We start from the raw sequence: 21,714 nt of genomic DNA, 5'->3' as shown, positions 1-21,714 counted from the left end.
GCCTGCCGGGAGGGGAGTTACGCTTCGCCGCCGAGAATGTCGCCGTCGAGCAGGTCGAACAGCTCGTCCGCGGTGGCCGCGCTGAGGTCATCTGCGGGCGTGTCCTCGCCGAAGAGCGTCTGCCGCAGGTGCGTGGCGAGCTCGGCGGCCGAGGGATAGTCGAAGATCAGGGTCGGCGCCAGCCGGCAGCCGGTCACCTCGCCCAGGCGGTTCCTGAGTTCCAGAGCCGTCAGCGAGTCGAATCCGATGTCGAGGAATCCGCGTTCGGCCGGGACCGCTTCGGCGCCCGAGTGCCCCAGGACGGCGGCGGCGTGGCCGCGTACCAGGTCCAGCAGGGCCCGTTCGCGGTCCTCGGTGCCCAGCCCGGTGAGCCGGGCGATCAGTGCGGCGGGGCCGGCACCCTTCGTGCGGGTGCGGACCACGGGGGCGCCGGCCTCGGCGGGGACCATGTCCCGCAGGAGGGCGTGCAGTGCGCCGGGGTGCGCCTTCAGGGTCGGTACGTCGATGGCGAGCGGCACCAGCGCCGCCCGGCCGGAGCGCAGGCCGGCGTCGAACAGGCGGAGCGCGTCGGCCGGGGCGAGGGCGGGCAGGCCGCGTGCCGCCATGAGTCGGGCGTCGTCGTCGATGGCCTCGGTCAGGCCGGTGGCGACGTCCCAGAGGCCGTAGGCGAGTGAGGTGGCCGGGAGACCCTCCGTGCGGCGGTGCACCGCCAACGCGTCGAGGAACACATTCGCCGCCGCGTAATTCGCCTGACCGGCCGCCAGCACCGAACCACCCGCCGACGAGAACATCACGAAGAACGCCAGCCCACGATCCCGCGTCAACTCATGCAAATACCAAGCCCCATCAGCCTTCGCACCCAACACCCGGTCCAACCGGGCCCCATCCATCGACCCGACCAACCCGTTATCACCCGCACCAGCCGCATGCACCACACCCACCAACCCAGCACCCACACCCTCAACCAACCCCACCACCGCACCACGATCCGACACATCACACGCCACCACAGACACCTCAGCCCCCAACCCCACCAACTCCCCCACCAACACCCCGGCCCCAGGAGCCTCCAACCCCCGACGCCCCGCCAACACCAAACGCCGCACCCCATACACCTCCACCAAATGCCGCGCCACCAAACCACCCAAACCACCAGTCCCACCCGTCACCAACACCACACCATCACCCACAGCCACACCCGCACCATCACCCGCACCCGCCGGCACCTCGACCAGACGCGGGACCAACACCTCACCGCCACGCACCGCAACCTCCGGCTCACCGGAGCCCAGCACCACACCCGCAACATCTGCGAACACTCCACCCGAAGCATCCACATCGACCAGCACGATCCGGCCAGGGTTCTCCGCCTGCGCCGCCCGCACCAACCCCCACACCGGCGCCACACACACATCCACACCATCCCCCACACCCACCGACACACCACCACGCGTCACCACCACCAACGGACCACCCACAGCACCCTCAGCACCCTCAGCACCCTCATCAGCCAACCACCCCTTCACCCTGTCCAGCACCCCACCCAACACCGACCGCACACCCACCACCGGATCCACACCCACACCCACGCCCGCACCTACCGACGGAACCTCAAACACCACCGCACCCGACACCCCAGCACCATCCACCACACCAGCCGACACCAACGGCCGCCACACCACCTCATGCAACCCACCACCCACACCCGACCCACCCAACTGCTCCACCGACACCGGACGGAACATGAGTCCGCCGACCGTGGCCACAGGGGCACCGTCCTGGTCCGCCAGGCTCAGCGAGAGGCTGTTGACGCCCTGGGGCGACAGCCGAACCCGCAGCGAGCGGGCACCGGCGGCGTGCAGGGAAACGTCCGTCCAGGAGAAGGGAAGCTCGGTCGGCTCATCGCCCGTGACGCCCTCACCGACTCCCAGAGCATGCATGGCCGCGTCGAGCAGGGCGGGGTGAAGACCGAACCGTTCGGCGTCCCCGTGTGCCTGCTCGGGCAGCTCGACCTCGGCGAAGACATCGTCCCCGCGCCGCCACACGGCCTTGAGCCCCCGGAAGACGGGGCCGTAGACGTAACCCTGCTGGTGGAGCAGTTCGTAGGCATCGTCCGTCCGTACGGCGGCCGCGCCCGGCGGGGGCCATTCGGTGAGGTCGAAGGCCGGCACCAACTCACCCTCACCCGCACCCAGCACACCGTCCGCGTGCAACACCCAACCCGCACCCGCACCATCGCTCTCACGACGCGAATGCACCCGCACCGAACGACACCCCACCTCGTCCGGACCACCCACCACCACCTGCAACGCCACCCCGCCACGCTCCGGAAGAACCAACGGCGCACGCAACGTCAACTCCTCCACCACCTCACAACCCACCTCATCAGCAGCCCGCACCACCAACTCCACAAACGCAGCCCCCGGCAACAGCACGGATCCCAACACCTCATGATCCGCCAACCACCCCATGCCCTCCACCGACAACCGCCCCGTCAACACCACACCACCAGAATCCGGCAACGCCACCGCCGCACCCAACACCGGATGATCAACCACCACCTGACCCAGACCACCAGCATCACCACCACCCACACACTCCAACCAGAACCGCTCACGCTGGAACGCATACGTCGGCAGATCGACGCGACGCGCACCCGAACCCTCAAAGAACCGGGACCAGTCCACCGAGACGCCGGCCACATGCAACTGCCCCAGCGCCGCAACAGCCGCAGCCACCTCGGGACGCCCCTTACGCACCAACGAGACAAACAGAGCCGACTCCGCATCCACCGACTGCTGCGCCATCCCACTCAGCACACCATCCGGACCCAGCTCGACGTAGGACGTCACACCCCGCGCAGCAACGAACGACACCGCGTCCGCGAACCGCACCGCCTCCCGCACATGCCGCACCCAGTACTCCGCCGAGCCCCAGTCCTCCGCCAGATCCCCCGACACACCCGACACCACCGGAATCGACGCGGCACCGAACGACAGCCCGGCCACCACCGCCCCGAACTCCGCCAACATCGGCTCCATCAAAGGCGAATGGAAAGCGTGAGACACCCGCAGCACACTCGTCCTACGGCCCTGACCGGCGAACTTCCCCGCCAGATCAGCAACCGCCGACTCCACACCCGAAACCACCACGGAACGAGGCCCGTTGACGGCCGCGATCCCCACCTCATCGCTCAGCAGCGGAAGCACCTCGGCCTCCGTCGCCTCCACCGCCACCATCGACCCACCAGCGGGGAGCTCCTGCATCAACCGACCACGCGCAACGACGAGTTCAGCCGCATCGCCCAGCGACAACGCGCCCGAGACGTGCGCGGCCGCGATCTCACCGACCGAGTGGCCGACCAGGAAGTCCGGATGCACGCCCCACGACTCCACCAACCGGAACAGAGCGGTCTCCACGGCAAACAACCCGGCCTGGGCGAACATCGTCCCGTTCAACAGGCCGACGTCCTCACCCCACACCACCTCACGCAGACTCACACCCAACCGAGCATCCAACTCCACCAGCACCGCGTCAAAGGCCCCCGCGAACACCGGAAACGCCTCATACAGCTCCCGACCCATCCCGAGCCGCTGCGCACCCTGACCCGTGAACAGGAAGGCCGTAGCACCAGCCGGACGCACCGACCCACTCACCACCGAAGCCGACACCCCGCCCTCAACAAGAGCGGTCAGACCCCGCACCAGCTCCTCACGGTCCGACGCCGCCACCACCGCACGATGCTCCAGCACCGCACGCGACACCACCGACGAAAAACCCACATCCACCAGCGAAGAAGAGGACTCCGCCACCCGGGCCAGCAGCTTCGCGGCCTGCCCCGACAGTCCCGTCTCACTCCGGGCCGACAACACCACCGGCACCACCGGCAGTTCGGCAGACCTGGCGATCTCCGGCTCCTCCACCACCGGAGCCTGCTCCACAATCACATGCGCGTTCGTCCCACTCAGCCCGAACGACGACACACCCACCCGCCTCGGCCGATCCCGCTCCGGCCACACCCGCGACTCCGTCAGCAACTCCACCGCACCGGCATCCCAGTCCACGTGCGGCGAGCGGGTCTGCGAGTGGAGGGACTTCGGCAGCACGCCGTGCCGGATCGCCTGCACCGCCTTGATCACGCCGCCCACACCGGCGGCAGCCTGGGTGTGGCCCAGGTTCGACTTCAACGAGCCCAGCCAGAGCGGATCGCCCTCCGGGCGCCCCTTCCCATACGTCGCGAGCAGCGCCTGCGCCTCGATCGGGTCTCCCAGCCGGGTGCCCGTGCCGTGCGCCTCCACCAGGTCCACGTCGTTGGTCGAGAGGCCGGCGTTCTCCAGTGCCGCGCGGATCACCCGTTGCTGCGAGGGGCCGTTGGGGGTGGTCATCCCGCTCGACGCGCCGTCCTGGTTGATGGCGCTTCCCGGGATCACCGCGAGTACGGGGTGTCCGTTGCGCTGGGCGTCCGAGAGGCGTTCGACCATGAGGACGCCTACGCCCTCCGAGCAGCCGGTACCGTCCGCGTCGGCTGCGAAGGACTTGCAGCGGCCGTCCTTCGCCATGCCCCGCTGGTGGCTGAAGTAGAGGAACATGTCCGGCGTCGTCATCACCGTCACGCCACCGACCAGCGCCATCGAGCAGTCGCCCCGGCGCAGTGCCTGTCCTGCCCAGTGGAGGGCGACGAGCGATGACGAGCATGCGGTGTCGATGGTGACGGCGGGGCCTTCGAGGCCGAGGGTGAAGGCTATGCGGCCGGTGACGAGGCTGCCGTCGCTCGTTCCGGGGCCGTAGTCGTGGTACATGACGCCGGCGAAGACGCCGGTGCGGCTGCCCTTCAGGGAGAGGGGATCGATCCCCGCACTCTCCACCGCCTCCCAGGACGCCTCCAACAGCAACCGCTGCTGCGGATCCATCCCCAACGCCTCACGCGGCGAAATCCCGAACACCCCGGCATCAAAATCAGCCGCGTCATACAGGAAACCACCCTCACGCGTCACCGTACGATTCGGCTTCCCCGGCTCCGGATCGTAAAGCCCCTCCACATCCCACCCACGATCCACCGGAAACCCCGACACACCGTCCCGACCCTCCACCACCAAATCCCACAACTCATCCGGAGAACCCACCCCACCCGGATAACGACACGCCATCCCGACAATCGCGATCGGCTCGCCGGCGTCGTCGGTGAGTCGGTCGTTGGCCGAGCGGAGGCGTTCGTTCTCGACCATGGTCGCGCGGAGGGCGGCCACCAGCTGCTCTACAGATGTTTCCATGATGTCCTCAGCCCTCGCTCGGGTTCCGGGTCGGGTCGGCGGACGCGAGCGCGGCGCGCACCAGGTCGTCGACGTCCATGGTCCTGATCGCTTCGCCGGCCTGTGCGGGGGCCGGTGCGGGTGTCGCGGGTCGGGGGGCGAGCTTCAGCAGCGCGTCCAGCAGGCCGGACTCCCGGAGCGCGTCGACCGGGATGTCCGCGAGGGTCTGCCGGATGGCGGCGTCGGCCTCCGCGGTCCCCGATCCGTTCTGTGCGAGTGCGGATGCGGATGCGGATGCGGATGCGGATGCGGATGCGGCTCCGGCTCCGGCGGACTGCGCGTCCGGCGTGTTCTCGTCGATGCCCGGCGGGAGTTCGTCGAGGAGGAAGTCGGCCAGCACCATCGGGCTGGGGTAGTCGAACATGAGTGTTGCCGGGAGCCGGAGGCCGGTGGCCTTCTGGAGCCGGTTGCGGAGGTCGATCGCGGCGAGCGAGTCGAGGCCGAGCTCGGTGAAGCCCTTGGAGACGTCGATGGTGGCCGGGACGCTGTGGCTGACTCCGGCGACCTGCTCGCGCACGACGTCCAGCACGGTGCGCTTGCGTTCGGCCGCCTTCATGCCCGACAGCCGCTGTTCCAGGCTCTGTTCGGTGGCAGGGGCGGCGGCCGCCGCGGTGACGGCGGGAGCTCGTACCTCCTTGCGGGCGGCGGGCCGTTCCGGCGCGCCGAGCACGTCCTTCAGCAGGTGCGGCGGTTCGGCGGTGGCGTGCTGGTCGCGCTCCACCCGGATCGGCACGAGCACCGCCTGGTCGAGTCCCAGGGCCTCGTCGAGCAGGGCGAGCCCTTCGGCGGTCGGCAGGGCCGGCATCCCCATGGTGCGCATGCGCCGCAGGTCGGCATGGGTGACTCCGCCCCCGAGTCCGGTCTTGGTCTCCCAGAGGCCGAACGCCAGTGCCGTACCCGGTAGTCCGGCGGCGCGGCGGTGGGCGGAGAGGGCGTCCAGGAAGCGGTTGGCGGCGGCGTAGTTGCCCTGGCCGATGCCGACGACCAGTCCGGCGCAGGAGGAGAAGAGGATGAACGCCTTCAGGTCGAGGCCGCGTGTCGCCTCGTGGAGGTTCCAGGCCGCGTCCACCTTGGGGCGCATCACCGTGTCGATCTGTGCGGGGGTGAGGGCGGCGAGCAGCGCGTTGTCCATGACGGCGGCCGCGTGGACCACCGCCGTCAGCGGGTGCGCGGCCGGGATCGCGGTCAGCAGTGCGTCCACGGCCGTACGGTCGGACGTGTCGCAGGCCGCGAGGGTGACGGTGGCGCCGAGTCCGGTCAGTGCGTCGCGGAGTGCGGTGGCGCCGGGTGCGTCCTGGCCGCGTCGTCCGGCGAGCAGGAGGTGGCGTACGCCGTGCTGTTCCACCAGGTGGCGGGCGACGACGGCGCCGAGGCCGCTGGTTCCTCCGGTGATCAGTACGGTCCCCTCCGCGTCCCAGGGCAGGGGCGTGGTGGGTGCTGCCGCTGCCACCCGGGCCAGTCGGGGCACCCGTACCTCCGCGCCGCGCAGGATCGCCTCGGGTTCACCGGACGCGGCCACTGCGGGCAGCGACTCGCGGGCCGGGTCCGTGCCATCGGAGTCGACGAGGACGAACCGGCCGGGGTACTCCTCCTGGGCGGAGCGCAGCAGGCCCCATACCGGTGCCTGGACGAGGTCCACGGCGGCGGCGTCGCTCTCCTCGACGGGGAGGGCGTCGCGGGTGACCACCATGAGGCGGGAGTGGGCGTACCGCTCGTCCGCGAGCCAGGCCTGCAATGTGGCGAGCAGGTGTCCGGTCACGGAGCGGACGGCCGCCGGGATGTCGTCGTGGTCCGGGGCGGGCGGTACGGGCAGGACGACGACGTCGGGTACCGGGGCGCCGCCGGTCAGGGCGGCGCCGAGGGCGGCGAGGTCCGGGTAGCCGGTGCCGGGGCCGGCAGGAGAGGTGCCCTCGGGGGCGGTGCCGAGCACCGCCCAGCGGTCCGTGGCCGCGGCGACGGCGGCGCCGAGGGGCAGTTGCTGGGTGACCAGGTGGAACACGGCCTCGTGCTCACCGCCGCCCGCGGCGGCGGCCGCGTTGACCTTGGCCGCGGTGACGGGGCGGACCACGAGGGAGTCGATGGTGGCGACCGGGGTGCCGGCGGGGTCGGTGAGTTCGAGGCGTACCGCGTCCGACCCCTGTGACCGGTGGGATTCGACGGCGGTGATGCGGACCCGCAGCCGGGAGGAGCCGGCGGCGTGCAGGGTGACGCCGGACCAGGCGAACGGCAGCTGGGTGCCGCCGACGTCCTGGGGGCGGCGGCCGTCCATGAAGTCGGTCGCGCTGAGCGCCGCGTCGAGGATGGACGGGTGGAGGCGGAAGTCCTTCCCGACGTCGAGGGAGTCCTCCGGCAGGGACACCTCCGCGAAGGTCTCGGCGCCCCTGGACCAGATGCCGCGCAGGCCCCGGAACATGGGGCCGTAGCCGTAGCCCTGGCCGGTGAGGTAGTCGTACACACCGGAGATGTCGACCTCGGTCGCACCCGTGGGCGGCCAGTCGGCCGGGGCGGGGGCGAACGCGCCGGCGGGCGGTGCCTGTGCGGTTCCCGGGGCGAGCACACCGCTGGCGTGCTTGCTCCAGGGTGCACCGGCCGGGGCGTCGTCGGCGCGGGAGAAGACGGCGAGTGAGCAGCGCCCGCCCGCGTCGGGTGCGTCGACGACGACCTGGACGGCGAGTCCGCCGTGCGGCGGGAGCGGCATCAGCGCCTCGATGGTGAGTTCCTCCACCACCTCGCAGCCGACTTCCTCTCCGGCCCGGATGGCGAGTTCGATGTAGCCGGTGCCGGGCAGCAGCACGGTCCCGAGGACGTCGTGGTCGGCGAGCCAGGGGTGGGTGCGGACGGAGAGGCGCCCGGTGAGCACCACGCCGCCGGCCTCCGGGGAGGCGACGACGGCGCTGAGCAGCGGGTGCGCGGCGGCGGTCTGGCCGAGGCCGGTCACGTCGCCGCCGACGGGGGCGGGGGCGGGGGCGTCGAGCCAGTACGTGGTCCGGTCGAAGGCGTACGTGGGCAGCTCGACCGTGCGGCCGCCGCGGCCTTCGAGGACGTCGGCCCAGCGGACGACGGGCCCGGCGGCGTGCAGCCGGGCGAGGGCGGTGAGCAGGGTGGCGACCTCGGGCCGGCCCTTGCGCAGGACGGGCACGGTGAGGGTGTCGGGTGTGTGGTGTGCGGTGGCCTCGGTGAGTGCGGTGAGCACCGCGTCGGGGCCGAGTTCCACGAAGCGGGTGACGCCCTGGCCGGAGAGATGGGCGATGCCGTCGGCGAACCGGACGGCCTCGCGCACATGGCGGACCCAGTACTCGGGCGAGGTCAGCTGCTCGGCGGTCGCTTCGGTTCCGGTCACGTGGGACACGACGCGCATCGAGGGAGCGGTGTACGTGAGTGTCTCGGCGACCTTCCGGAACGCGTCGAGCATGGGTTCCATGAGCGGCGAGTGGAAGGCGTGCGACACGCTCAGCCGCTTGGTCCGGCGCCCGGACGCGGCGAAGTGCTCCGCGACGGCGAGCGTCGCTGCCTCCGCCCCCGAGATCACGACGGCCGACGGGCCGTTCAAGGCGGCCAGTCCCACCTCGTCGCTGAGCAGCGGAAGTACCTCCGCCTCCGACGCGGCGACCGCCACCATCACTCCGCCGGCCGGCAGGGCCTGCATCAACCTGCCGCGTGCCACCACCAGTTCGGCCGCGTCCGGCAGTGACAGCACGCCCGCGATGTGCGCCGCCGTGATCTCACCGATCGAGTGCCCGGCCAGCACGTCGGCCCGCGCGCCCCAGGACTCCACCAGGCGGTACAGGGCCGTCTCGACGGCGAACAGGCCGGCCTGGGCGAACATCGTCCCGTTCAGCAGGTCGGCGTCCTCACCCCAGACCACCTCGCGCAGCGAACGCCCCAGCCGGGCGTCCAGCTCCCCCACCACCGCGTCGAAGGCCTCCGCGAACACCGGGAACGCGCCGTACAGTTCGCGGCCCATGCCCAGCCGCTGCGCACCCTGCCCCGTGAACAGGAAGGCCGTCAGGCCCTCCGCCGTGGAACCGGTGGGCGTGACCACGTCCGCGTTCTCCCGGCCGGCCGCCAGATCGGACAGCGCGCGCAGCGCCGCGTCACGGTCCCCGGACATCACCACCGCACGGTGATCCAGCACACCACGCGTCGTGGCCAACGAATGGCCGATGTCCACCAGCAGCTCGTCGGGGTGCGCCTCCATGTGGGCAAGGAGGCGCCCCGCCTGCGCGGTGAGCGCCGTGGCGCTCCGCGCGGACAGCGCAAGCGGTACGACGGGCAGCGGTACGGCGGACGGCGGAAGGAGTTCGGCGGGAAGCGACAGGGGCTGCGGTTCGGCGGCGGCGCCGTGCCGGGGCGCTTCCTCGATGATGACGTGGGCGTTGGTGCCGCTGAGCCCGAAGGAGGAGACCCCGGCCCGCCGGGGCCGCTCCCGCGCCGCCCAGGTGACCGGCTCGGTCAGCAGCCGTACGCCGCCGGCCTCCCAGTCCACCTGTGGTGACGGCTCGTCGACGTGCAGGGTCCGGGGCAGCACGCCGTTGCGCAGGGCCATCACCATCTTGATGACTCCGCTGACCCCGGCGGCTGCCTGGGCGTGCCCGATGTTGGACTTGACCGAGCCGAGCCACAGCGGGCGGTCGGCGGGGCGGTCCCGGCCGTACGTGGCGAGCAGGGCCTGCGCCTCGATCGGGTCGCCCAGCCGGGTGCCGGTGCCGTGTCCCTCCACCGCGTCCACCTCGGCCGGGGTGAGTCCGGCGGCCGACAGGGCCTTGCGGATGACGCGCTGCTGGGAGGGGCCGTTGGGGGCGGTCAGGCCGTTGGAGGCGCCGTCCTGGTTGATGGCGCTGCCCCGGACGACCGCGAGGACGGGGTGTCCGTTGCGGCGGGCGTCGGAGAGCCGCTCGACCAGCAGGAGGCCGACGCCCTCGGCCCAGCTCGTGCCGTCGGCCGCGCCCGCGAACGCCTTGGAGCGTCCGTCGGAGGCGAGACCGCGCTGCCGGCTGAAGTCGACGAAGATCTCCGGGGTCGGCATGACGGTGACACCGCCCGCCAGGGCGAGGTCGATCTCGCCGGTGCGCAGCGCCTGGCAGGCCATGTGGAGGCTGACCAGGGAGGAGGAGCAGGCGGTGTCGACGGTGACGGCGGGGCCTTCGAGGCCCAGCGCGTAGGCGACGCGGCCGGAGGCGATGCTGCCCGCGCTGCCGTTGCCGAGGTAGCCGGCCAGGTCGTCGGGGACGTCGGTGACCCGGCTGCCGTACTCGTGGTACATCACACCGGCGTACACACCGGTCTGGCTGCCGCGCAGCGTCTCCGGGTCGATTCCGGCGCGCTCGAAGGTCTCCCACGCGGACTGGAGCAGCAGGCGTTGCTGCGGGTCCATCGCGAGGGCCTCGCGCGGCATGATGCCGAAGAACTCGGGGTCGAACTCGGCCGCGTCGTAGAGGAATCCGCCCTCGCGGACGTAGGTGCGGCCGGGGAGTCCCGGTTCGGGGTCGTAGAGGGCGTCGGCGTCCCAGCCGCGGTCGGCGGGGAAGTCACCGATGGCGTCGACGCCGTCCGCGACGAGGTCCCACAGGTCCTCGGGCGAGCGGACGCCTCCGGGGAAGCGGCAGCTGATGGCCACCACGGCGATCGGGTCGTCGTCGACGGCCGCGAGCGGGGCTGCGGCGGGAGCGGCGGTGGTCGTGCCGGTGAGCAGGGTGTCGAGATGACCGGCCACGGCACGGGAGTTGGGGTAGTCGAAGACCAGCGTCGCGGGCAGTCGCAGCCCGGTGGCGCCGACCAGCAGGTTGCGCAGTTCCACGGCGGCGAGGGAGTCGAATCCCTGGTCGCGGAAGGCCGTGTCGGGTCCGACCGCCTCGGGGTTCGGCTGGCCGAGGACGGCGGCGACCTGGGTGCGGACGGTGTCGAGCAGGATGCGGGCCCGCTCGTCGGGGGTCGCACCGGACAGCCGGCGTTCCAGTGCGGAGCCGGTGGCGGCCGCCTTGACGGTGCGGCGGGCGGGGGCACGGACCCGGCCGCGGAGCAGGGCGGGCAGTTCGTCGCTGCGGGCGGCGAGCGCCGCCGGGTCGATGGTGAGGGGGACGACGACGGCGTCCCCGGCGACGACGGCGGCGTCGAGGAGCGCGAGGCCCCGGTCGGCGGGGAGGGCGGGCAGGCCGAGCCGCCGCATCCGGTCCAGGTCGGCTTCGGTGAGGTCGCCGCCGAGGCCGGTGCTGACCTCCCACATGCCGAACGCGACCGAGGTCGCGGGCAGTCCGGCCGCCGCGCGGTGGGTGGCGAGCGCGTCCAGGAACACGTTGGCCGCCGCGTAGTCGGCCTGGCCGGCGGCGAGGACGAGGCCGCCGGCGGAGGAGAACATGACGAACGCGGTGAGGTCGGTCTCCCTGGTCAGTTCGTGCAGGTTCCAGGCGCCGTCGGCCTTGGGGCGCAGGACGGCGTCGAACCGCTCGGGCGTGAGGCTGCCGACCAGTCCGCCGTCGGCGACCGCCGCCGCGTGCACGACGGCGCGCAGCGGGTGTTCCGCGTCGATCCCGGCGAGCAGCGCGGCCAGCGCGTCGCGGTCGGCCACATCGCAGGCGGCGATCGTGACGTGGGCGCCGAGGCCGGTGAGTTCGGCGGCGAGCGCCTGCGCACCCGGTGCGTCCTTGCCGCGCCGGCCGGCCAGGAGGAGGTGACGTACGCCGTGTTCGGTGACCAGGTGACGGGCGACGAGTGCGCCGAGGCCGCTGGTGCCTCCGGTGATCAGCACCGTGCCCCCGGTGTCCCACGGGGCGGGCCGGGCGGGCTCGGGTGCGGTGGCCCGGCCGAGCCGGGGCACCCACAACTCATGGTCGCGCAGGGCGGATTCGGGTTCGGCGGACGCGACGGCGGCGGAGAGCTCGGCGTCGGTCGGCTCGGACGGGCCGTCCACGTCGAGCAGGTGGAACCTGCCGGGGTTCTCGGCCTGCGCGGCACGCACCAGACCCCATACGGGGGCCTGCACCGGGTCCACGTCCTCGCCGGGCCGTACGGGCACGGCGCGCCGGGTGACCACGACGAGGGGGCGGTCGGCCGCCTCGGGGTCCGCGAGCCGGTCGCGTATCTCGTCGAGCACCCGGTGGGCGAGGTCGCGCACGGCGTCGGGGACGTACCCGCCCTCGGGCGACGCCGGGCAGTGCAGAACGGTGTACGCGGGGGTGGCGTCGGTATCGGCGGTGGCGTCGGCCGTCGCGGTGGCCGGTTCCGTGCGCTGCCAGCCGATCCGGTGGAGGGAGGCGGACAGTGCGCCGCCCGAGGCCGCCGCGATCTGCTCCGGCGAGACCGGCCGGGAGACGAGTGACTCCACGGTGGCGACCGGTGCGCCGCTCTCGTCGGCGACCATGATGGCGGACACCTCGTCGCCGCGCAGCCGCTGGATGTGGACGCGCAGCGAGGGGGTTCCGGCGGCGTGCAGGGTGACGCCGTTCCACGAGAAGGGCAGCAGGGTGGCCGCGTCGGCGGCCGGGTCCGTCAGCAGATCGGCGTGCATGGCCGCGTCGAGGAGTGCGGGGTGCAGTCCGAAGGCGGGCGCCTCGGCGCGGGCGGGACCGTCGAGGGCGACCTCGGCGAACACGTCGTCGCCGCGCCGCCAGGCCGCGCGCAGGCCCTGGAAGGCGGGGCCGTAGGCGTAGCCGCGCTCGCGCAGCCGCTCGTAGGCGGACTCGACGTCGACCGGGGTGGCGCCGGCCGGCGGCCACTGGACCAGGTCGAAGGCGGGGGCGGGCGCTTCGCGGGTCAGGGTGCCGTGGGCGTGCCTGGTCCACGGGGCGTCGGGGTCGGTGGAGCCGCGCGAGTGGATGCTGACCGAGCAGGCGCCGGATGCGTCCGGTGTGCCGACGACGACGCGCAGCGCGACGCCTCCCCTGGCGGGCAGGGTCAGGGGTGCTTCGAGGAGGAGTTCCTCGATCCGGCCGCAGCCGACGTGGTCGCCCGCCCGGATCGCGAGTTCGACGAATCCGGTGCCGGGAAGCAGCACGCTGCCGAGTACACCGTGGTCCGCGAGCCAGGGCTGGGTGGCGGTGGCGAGCCGTCCGGTGAGGACGACCCCGCCGTCGTCGGGTGTCGCCACGGCGGCGCTCAGCAGGGGGTGGGTGACCGCTTCGAGGCCGACCGCGTCCAAATCGCCGGGGGCGGTGGCCAGGTCGAGCCAGTAGCGCTCGTGCTGGAAGGCGTAGGTGGGCAGGTCCGGGCCCTGTCCGATGCCGCGGAGGCCGAAGAGGGTGTCCCAGTCGACGGTGACGCCACGGGTGTGGGCACGGCCGACGGCGGCCAGGAGTTCGCGGGCCTCGGGCCGGTTCCGGCGCAGCGACGGGACGAACGCCGCCCCGTCCTGGTCCTGGACACAGTTCTGGCCCATGCCGCTGAGCACGGCGTCGGGGCCGATCTCAATGTACGAGGTGACGCCGCGGTCCTCCAGGAACCGGACCGCGTCCGCGAACCGCACCGCTTCCCGCACGTGCCGCACCCAGTACGCGGCCGAACCCCAGTCCTCCGCCAGATCCCCGGACACACCCGACACGACAGGGATCGACGCGGCACCGAACGACAGCCCGGCCACCACCGCCCCGAACTCCGCCAGCATCGGTTCCATCAACGGCGAATGGAAGGCGTGCGAGACGCGCAGTGCACTAGTCCGGCGGCCCTGCTCCTCGAACGCCGCGACCAGCCCGCGAACCGCGTCCTCCGTACCCGAAACGACCACGGAGTTGGGCCCGTTGACGGCCGCGATCCCCACCTCACCGTTCAGCAGTGGAAGCACCTCGGCCTCCGTCGCCTCCACCGCCACCATCGACCCGCCGGCGGGAAGCGCCTGCATCAACCGACCACGCGCGACGACGAGTTCAGCCGCATCCGCCAGCGACAACGCACCCGAGACGTGCGCGGCCGCGATCTCGCCCACCGAGTGGCCGACCAGGAAGTCCGGACGCACGCCCCACGACTCCACCAACCGGAACAACGCCGTCTCCACGGCGAACAACCCGGCCTGGGCGAACATCGTCCCGTTCAACAGGCCGGCGTCCTCACCCCACACCACCTCACGCAACGAACGCCCCAACCGGGCATCCAACTCCACCAGCACCGCGTCGAACGCCTCCGCGAACACCGGGAAGGCCTCGTACAGCTCCCGGCCCATCCCCAGCCGCTGCGCACCCTGACCCGTGAACAGGAAGGCGGCCTTGCCCTCGCTGACCGTGTCCCGTACGGGTCCCGTGCCGGAGGCCAACGCCTCCAGGGCTGCGGTGAGTTCCGTGCGGCCGGCTCCGAGCGCGACGGCGCGGTGGTCCAGGGCGGCGCGGGTCGTCGCGAGGGCGTGGCCCGTCGCGGCGAGTGCGTCGTCGGGGACGGTCGCGAGGTGGCTGAGCAGGCGCGTCGCCTGGGCGCTCAGCGCCTCCGGGGTCCGCGCCGAGAGCGGCCAGGCGATCGGGGCGGACGTGGAACCGGCCGGTTCGGGCGCGTCCTGCGGTGTGGTGGCGGGCGGCTCCTCGATGATCACGTGGGCGTTGGTGCCGCTGATGCCGAACGACGACACCCCGGCGCGGCGCGGGCGGTCGTGGGCGGGCCAGGCGGTGGGGCCGGTCAGCAGCGCGACGGCGCCGGAGTCCCAGTCCACCTGAGGTGAGGGCTCGTCGGCGTGCAGGGTCGCGGGCAGGGTGCCGTGGCGCATCGCCTGCACCATCTTGATGATGCCCGCCACTCCGGCCGCCGCCTGGGTGTGGCCCATGTTGGACTTGATGGAACCGAGCAGCAGCGGGCTGCCGTCCGCCGGGCGCTCCTGGCCGTAGGTCTCCAGCAGTGCCTGGGCCTCGATCGGGTCGCCCAGGACGGTGCCGGTGCCGTGGCCCTCGACGGCGTCGACGTCGGCGGGGGTGAGGCCCGCGACGTCCAACGCGCGTCGGATGACCCGCTGTTGGGCCGGTCCGTTGGGTGCGGTGAGTCCGTTGGACGCACCGTCGGAGTTGACGGCGGAGCCCCGGACGATGCCGAGGACGCGGTGGCCGTTGCGTTCGGCGTCGGAGAGCCGCTCCAGCAGGAGCATGCCGACGCCCTCGCCCCAGCCGGTGCCGTCCGCACCACTGCCGAAGGACTTGCACCGTCCGTCGGCGGCCAGGCCGCGCTGCCGGCTCATGTCGACGAAGGTGTCGGGGGTGGACATGACGGTGACGCCGCCCGCGAGGGCGAGGGCGCAGTCGCCCCGGCGCAGGGCCTGGGCGGCCCAGTGCAGGGCGACCAGGGAGGAGGAGCAGGCGGTGTCGACGGTGACGGCGGGGCCCTCGATGCCGAGGGTGTAGGCGACCCGGCCGGACACCACGCTGGCGAGGCTGCCGTTGCCGTGGTAGCCGGCCACGTGCTCGGGCAGCGGGCCGAGCCGCAGCCCCCAGTCGTGGTACATCACACCGGCGAACACGCCGGTGTCGCTGCCGCGCAGGGCGTGCGGGTCGATGCCCGCGCGCTCGACGGTCTCCCAGGCGATCTCCAGCAGCAGCCGCTGCTGGGGGTCCATGGCCTGGGCCTCGCGGGGGCTGATGCCGAAGAACTCGGCGTCGAAGTCGGCCGCCTCGTGGAGGAATCCGCCCTGGTCGGTGAGGCTCTTGCCCGGTGTGCCGGGCTCGGTGTCGTGGATGTCGGTGGCCCAGCCGCGGTCGGTGGGGAACGCCGAGACGACGTCGCGCCCTTCCTCGACGAGCCGCCACAGCTCCTCGGGCGAGGTCACGCCGCCGGGGTAGCGGCAGGCCATGGAGACGATGGCGATGGGGTCGTCGTCGGAGGTGGCGGTGGCGGTCGGGGTGTTCCGCCCGGTCCGCTGTTCCGCGTCACCGCCGAGCCGGGAGGCCAGGTGGTCGGCGAGGGCGGCGGGCGAGGGGTAGTCGAAGACGAGGGTGGCCGTGAGCGGCAGGCCGGTGGCGGAGCCGAGGCGGTTGCGGAGTTCGACGGCCGCGAGGGAGTCGAAGCCCATCTCGTTGAACGCCCTCGTGGTGACGACGCGTTCGGGTCCCTCGTGGCCGAGGACGGCGGCCACCTGGGTACGGACCAGGTCGAGGAGGGCCTCGCCGCGCTCCGAGCGGGTCAGGCCGCTCAGGCTGCGCGCGAGGGACTGCTCGACGCTGACCCCGCCGCCGCCCACGGCGCGGCGCGGCGGACGGACCAGGGCCCGCAGGAGGGCGGGGGCCTCGTCGGCGCGGGCGTTGAGCGTGCGCAGGTTCAGCCGTACGGGAACGACGGCCGGGTGCGCCTCGGTGCTGATCGCGCGGTCCAGGAGGGCGAGGTTCTCCGCGACGGTCAGGGGCTGGAGGCCGAGGCGTTCGATGCGCCGCAGGGCGGCCTCGTCGAGGGTGCCGCCCATGCCGCCGGTGCCGGTCCACAGCCCCCAGGCCAGGGAGGTCGCGGGGAGGCCGAGGGCGGCGCGGTGGGTGGCCAGGGCGTCGAGGAAGACGTTGGCGGCGGCGTAGTTGCCCTGTCCCGCACCGTCCAGGAGGGTGGCGGTGGAGGAGAACAGGACGAACGCGGAGAGGTCGCTGTCGCGGGTGAGCTCGTGGAGGTTCCAGGCTCCGTCGGCCTTGGGCCGCAGGACGGTGTCCAGGCGGGTGTCGTCGAGGGAGTCGACGAGTGCGTCGTCGAGCACCCCGGCCGCGTGCACGACCGCGCTGAGCGGCAGCCGGTCCGGTACGGCGGCCAGGGCTGCGGCCAGTGCGTCGCGGTCGGCGGCGTCGCAGGCGGTGATCGTGACCTCGGCGCCGAGTGCGGTCAGCTCGGAGCGCAGCTCCTCGGCGCCGGGGGCGTCCGCGCCCCGGCGGCCGGTGAGCAGCAGTGCGCGTACGCCGTGCGTGGTGACCAGGTGCCGGGCGAGCGTGGCGCCGACGCCGCCGGTCCCGCCGGTGATCAGGACGGTGCCTTCGGTGCGCCAGGGGGCGGTGTCGGGGTTCGGTGCCTGGGTGGTGCGGGTCAGCCGGGGGGCGTGCAGCCGGCCGTCGCGCAGGGCGATTTCGGGTTCGTCTGAGTCGGCGGTGAGGCGCAGCAGTTCGTCGGTGCCGAGTGAGCCGTCGGTGTCGAGCAGGAGGAAGCGGCCGGGGTGTTCGGCCTGGGCCGAGCGCACCAGGCCCCAGACGGGTGCCTGGGCGAGTGCGGCCTGTTCGCCGGGGGTGGCGGCGACCGCGCCCCGGGTGAGCACGGTCAGGCGTGCGGTGGCGGAGCGCTCGTCGGCGAGCCAGTCCCGTACGGCCGTGAGCGTGGTGCCGAGGACGGTGCGGACGTCGGCGGCGACGTCGGGTCCGGCGGGGGCGGGGCAGTGGTGGACGGCGCCGGGGGCCGGGGCCGACGCGGTGGGGGCGGTGTCGGGCAGGGGGGTCCACCGGACGTGGTGGAGCGCGTCGGGGTGTGCTGTGGCGGCCAGTCCGCCGGTTGCGAGGGGGCGGACGAGGAAGGAGTCGACGGAGGCGACCGGGGCTCCGGTGGCGTCGGCCAGTTCGAGGGCGACCTCGTCGGTGCCGGTGGCGGTGACGCGTACCCGCAGGGTGGTCGCACCCGCCGCGTGGAGGGTGACGCCGGTCCAGGCGAAGGGCAGCAGGATGCGGCCGTCCTGGCTGTCGGTGCCGTCCGCCGCGGCGAAGTCGGTGGCGTGCAGGACGGCGTCGAGCAGTGCGGGGTGCAGGCCGTAGGCGGAGGCCGGGTCGCCGGCGGTCTCCGGCAGCCGTACCTCGGCGAACACCTCGCCCCCGGCGGCCTTCCAGACGGCTCGCAGTCCGTGGAAGGCGGGGCCGTATCCGTAGCCCTGCGTGGCCAGGTCTGCGTAGAGGCCGGTGATGTCGAGGGGTTCGGCACCGGGCGGCGGCCAGGTGCCCGAAGCGAAGTCCGCGGTCTCCGGCCCGGCCGGGCCGCGGGGGGCCAGGCGGCCGGTGGCGTGCCGGGTCCACGGGGCGTCGGCGGGGGCGTCCTCGTCGCGTGAGTAGAAGGCGACGGGGCGGCGGCCGGTGGCGTCCGGGGCGTCGACGACGATCTGGAGGGCGACGCCGCCGGTGCCGGGCAGGATCAGCGGGGCCGCCATGACCAGTTCGTCGAGGCGTTCGCAGCCGGTCTGTTCGCCGGCCCGGACCGCGAGGTCGACGAACGCGGTGCCGGGCAGCAGGACATGGCCGTCGATCACGTGGTCGGCGAGCCAGGGGTGCGAGCGCAGCGAGACCCGTCCGGTGAGGACGGCGCCCCCGGTGTCCGCGAGGCCGACCACCGCGCCCAGCAGGGGGTGGCCGGCGGCCATCTGGCCGAGCGCCGTCGCGTCCTGGGCGGTGTCGGGGGCGCTGAGCCAGAACCGTTCGCGCTGGAAGGCGTAGGTGGGCAGCTCGACGCGGTGGGCGCCGGCGCCGGCGAAGAAGGCGTGCCAGTCGATGGGGGTGCCGCGGGTGTGGGCGACGGCCAGGGCGCTCAGCAGCTGGTACGGCTCGTCGTGCCCGCGCCGCATGAGCGGGGCGAACACCGCTGCCGGGCCGGCGCTCTCGCGGCCCATGGCGCAGAGCACCGGGTCGGGTCCCAGTTCGAGGAAGGTGGCGACGCCCCGGTCCGTGAGGGAGGCGACGGTGTCGTGGAAGCGTACGGGGGCGCAGATGTGCCGTACCCAGTACTCGGGGTCGGTGAGTTCCGCGGCGGTGGCGAGCCGGCCGGTGAGGGCGGAGACGACGGGGAGCTTCGGTGCGGCGTAGCTGAGGATCCGGGCGATCTGCCGGAAGTCGTCGAGCATGGGGGCCATCAGCGGTGAGTGGAACGCGTGGCTGACCCGGAGCCGCTTGGTGCGGTGGCCTGCGGCCTCCAGCCGGGCGGCGACGGCGGTGACCGTCGTCTCGTCCCCGGACAGGACTACGGAACGGGGGCCGTTGACGGCGGCGATGCTCACCGTGTCGCGGCAGTGTGCGAGGAGCGGTTCGACCGTCTCCTCGGCGGCCTCCACGGCGATCATGGCGCCGTCCTCGGGCAGGGCCTGCATCAGCCGGCCGCGTGCCGCGACGAGGGTGGCGGCGTCGTCGAGGGTGAGCACACCGGCGACGTGGGCGGCGGTCAGCTCGCCGATGGAGTGCCCGGCCACGTAGTCGGGGCGGACACCCCAGGACTCCAGGAGCCGGAACAGGGCGACCTCTACGGCGAAGAGGGCCGCCTGCGCGTACTCGGTACGGTCCAGGAGGGCCGCTTCCGGGGTGTCCTCGTCGGCGAACAGGACGTCCCACAGGGAGCGGTCGAGCTGGAGGTCGAGGTAGCCGATGGCGTTGTCGAGGGCCTTGGCGTAGGCCGGGTGGGCGTCGTACAGCAGGCGTCCCATGGCGAGGCGCTGGCTGCCCTGGCCGGTGAAGAGGAACGCGGTGCCGCCACCGGTGACCGAGGTGAGGACGCCGGGGGCGTCACGGCCGTCGGCCACGGCGCGCAGCCCGTCGAGGAGGCCCGCCCGGTCGCCGGCGAGCACCACGGCGCGGTGGGGCAGCGCGGCACGGGTGGTCGCCAGGGAGTGGGCGAGGTCGAGGGGGCGGGCGTCGGGTGCGTTCTCGACGTGCGCCAGCAGGCGCCGGGCCTGGTCGCGCAGGGCGGCCTCGGTCCGGGCGGAGAGCGTCGCGGGCAGGGGGCGTCCGTCGGCGGCGTCGGTGCCGTCGCCCTCGGCGGCGGCGCTCTGCGCGGTCTCGGCCGGCGGCTCCTCGATGACGATGTGGGCGTTGGTGCCGCTGACGCCGAAGGAGGAGACGGCGGCCCGGCGGGGGCGGTCGCCGGGCGCCCACGGCACGGGGTCGGTCAGCAGCCGGACCTCCCCCGCCGACCAGTCGACGTTGGGCGAGGGGGCGTCCACGTGCAGGGTCGCGGGCAGCACGCCATGACGCATCGCCATGATCATCTTGATCAGTCCGGCCGAGCCTGCGGCCGCCTGGGTGTGTCCGATGTTGGACTTCACCGAGCCGAGCCAGACCGGCGCCCCGGTGCGTTCCTGCCCGTAGGTGGCGATCAGTGCCTGGGCCTCGATGGGGTCGCCGAGTGTGGTGCCGGTGCCGTGCGCCTCGACGGCGTCGACCTCGCCGGCGGTGAGGCCGGCGTCCGCGAGTGCCTGGCGGATGACCTGGCGCTGGGCGCGGCCGCTGGGCGCGGTCAGGCCGTTGGACGCGCCGTCCTGGTTGATGGCCGTGCCGCGCAGGACGGCGAGGACCGGGTGGTTGTTGGCGCGTGCGTCGGAGAGGCGTTCCAGGACGAACACTCCGGCGCCCTCGGCGAACGCCGTGCCGTCGGCGGCGGCGGCGAACGCCTTGACCGTGCCGTCGGCGGCGAGTCCGCGCTGCCGGCTGAACGCGGTGAACACACCGGGGCTGCCCATGACGGCGACGCCGCCCGCCAGCGCGAGGGTGCACTCGCCGCGCCGCAGGGACTGGACGGCGAGGTGGAGGCCGACCAGCGAGCCCGAGCAGGCGGTGTCGACGGTCAGCGCGGGTCCTTCCAGGCCGAGCGTGTAGGCGACCCGGCCGGAGACCACGCTGGGGGCGTTGCCGCTGAGCAGGTATCCGTCCAGGCCGTCCGGCGCCTCGTGCAGGCGCATCGCGTACTCCTGCGGCTCGGCGGCGACGAAGACGCCGGTCCGGCTGGAGCGCAGGGTCCGCGCGTCGATCCCGGCCCGCTCCACGGCCTCCCACACGGTCTCCAGCACGAGGCGCTGCTGCGGGTCCATGGCGAGGGCTTCACGGGGGCTGATGGAGAAGAAGTCCGCGTCGAACTCGGCCGCGCCGGACAGGAATCCGCCGTGCCGGGCGTAGGTGGTGCCGGGGGTCGTGGGGTCGTCGTCGAAGAGCCGGTCGAGGTCCCAGCCCCGGTCGGTGGGGAAGTCGTCGCGGATGTGGGTGCCGTCGGCGACGAGCTGCCACAGGTCCTCGGGGGACGACACGTCGCCGGGGTAGCGGCAGCCGATGCCGACGACGGCGATCGGGTCGTCGGTGGCGATGCCGGGTGCGACGACCGGGTCGGGCAGGTCGGGCAGGCCCAGGGCCCCGGTGCGCAGATGTGCGGCGAGCGCGGCCGGTGAGGGGTGGTCGAAGGCGACGGTAGGGGGCAGTGCGAGGCCGGTGGCCGCGGCCAGCCGGGCGTGCAGCGCCACCAGCGCCACGGAGTCGAGCCCCAGCTCGCGGAAGGCGCGGGCCGGGTCCACGGTCTGCGCGGCGTCCGGCCGGGTCTGCCGCAGTACGGCCTCGGTGCTCTCCCGCACCAGGTCGAGCAGCACCCGGGTCTGCTCCGAGGTGGGGAGGGATTCCAGCTCACGCACGAGTGCGGACTGCTGCACCGTGCCCCCGTCCGGCACACCGTCGGTGCCAGAGACGAAGTTTTCCGACTCAGTCATCTGCACTCCACACAATTGTCGCCCGTCGCCGGACGGAATTCACCAAGG

The 21,714-nt window shown here is 73.2% G+C and carries 2 protein-coding genes; both read right to left on the bottom strand.

The features are described 5' to 3' along the window. Nucleotides 1-17: 17 nt before the first annotated feature. Entirely contained in the window at nt 18-5,273 is a 5,256-nt protein-coding gene (locus tag ACZ6S6_RS16570) for a beta-ketoacyl synthase N-terminal-like domain-containing protein (protein ID WP_469706097.1), read from the bottom strand. 4 nt (nt 5,274-5,277) lie between these two features. Beyond that, the gene (locus tag ACZ6S6_RS16565) at nt 5,278-21,666 is read right to left on the bottom strand and encodes an SDR family NAD(P)-dependent oxidoreductase (protein ID WP_469706055.1); all 16,389 of its coding nucleotides are present in this window, start codon (nt 21,664-21,666) and stop codon (nt 5,278-5,280) included. Between the last annotated feature and the right edge of the window lie 48 nt (nt 21,667-21,714).

Source organism: Streptomyces sp. NPDC048671 (assembly GCF_055587045.1).
The sequence above is the reverse complement of the archived record's forward strand: the minus strand, read 5'-3'. Positions and strand labels throughout refer to the sequence as shown.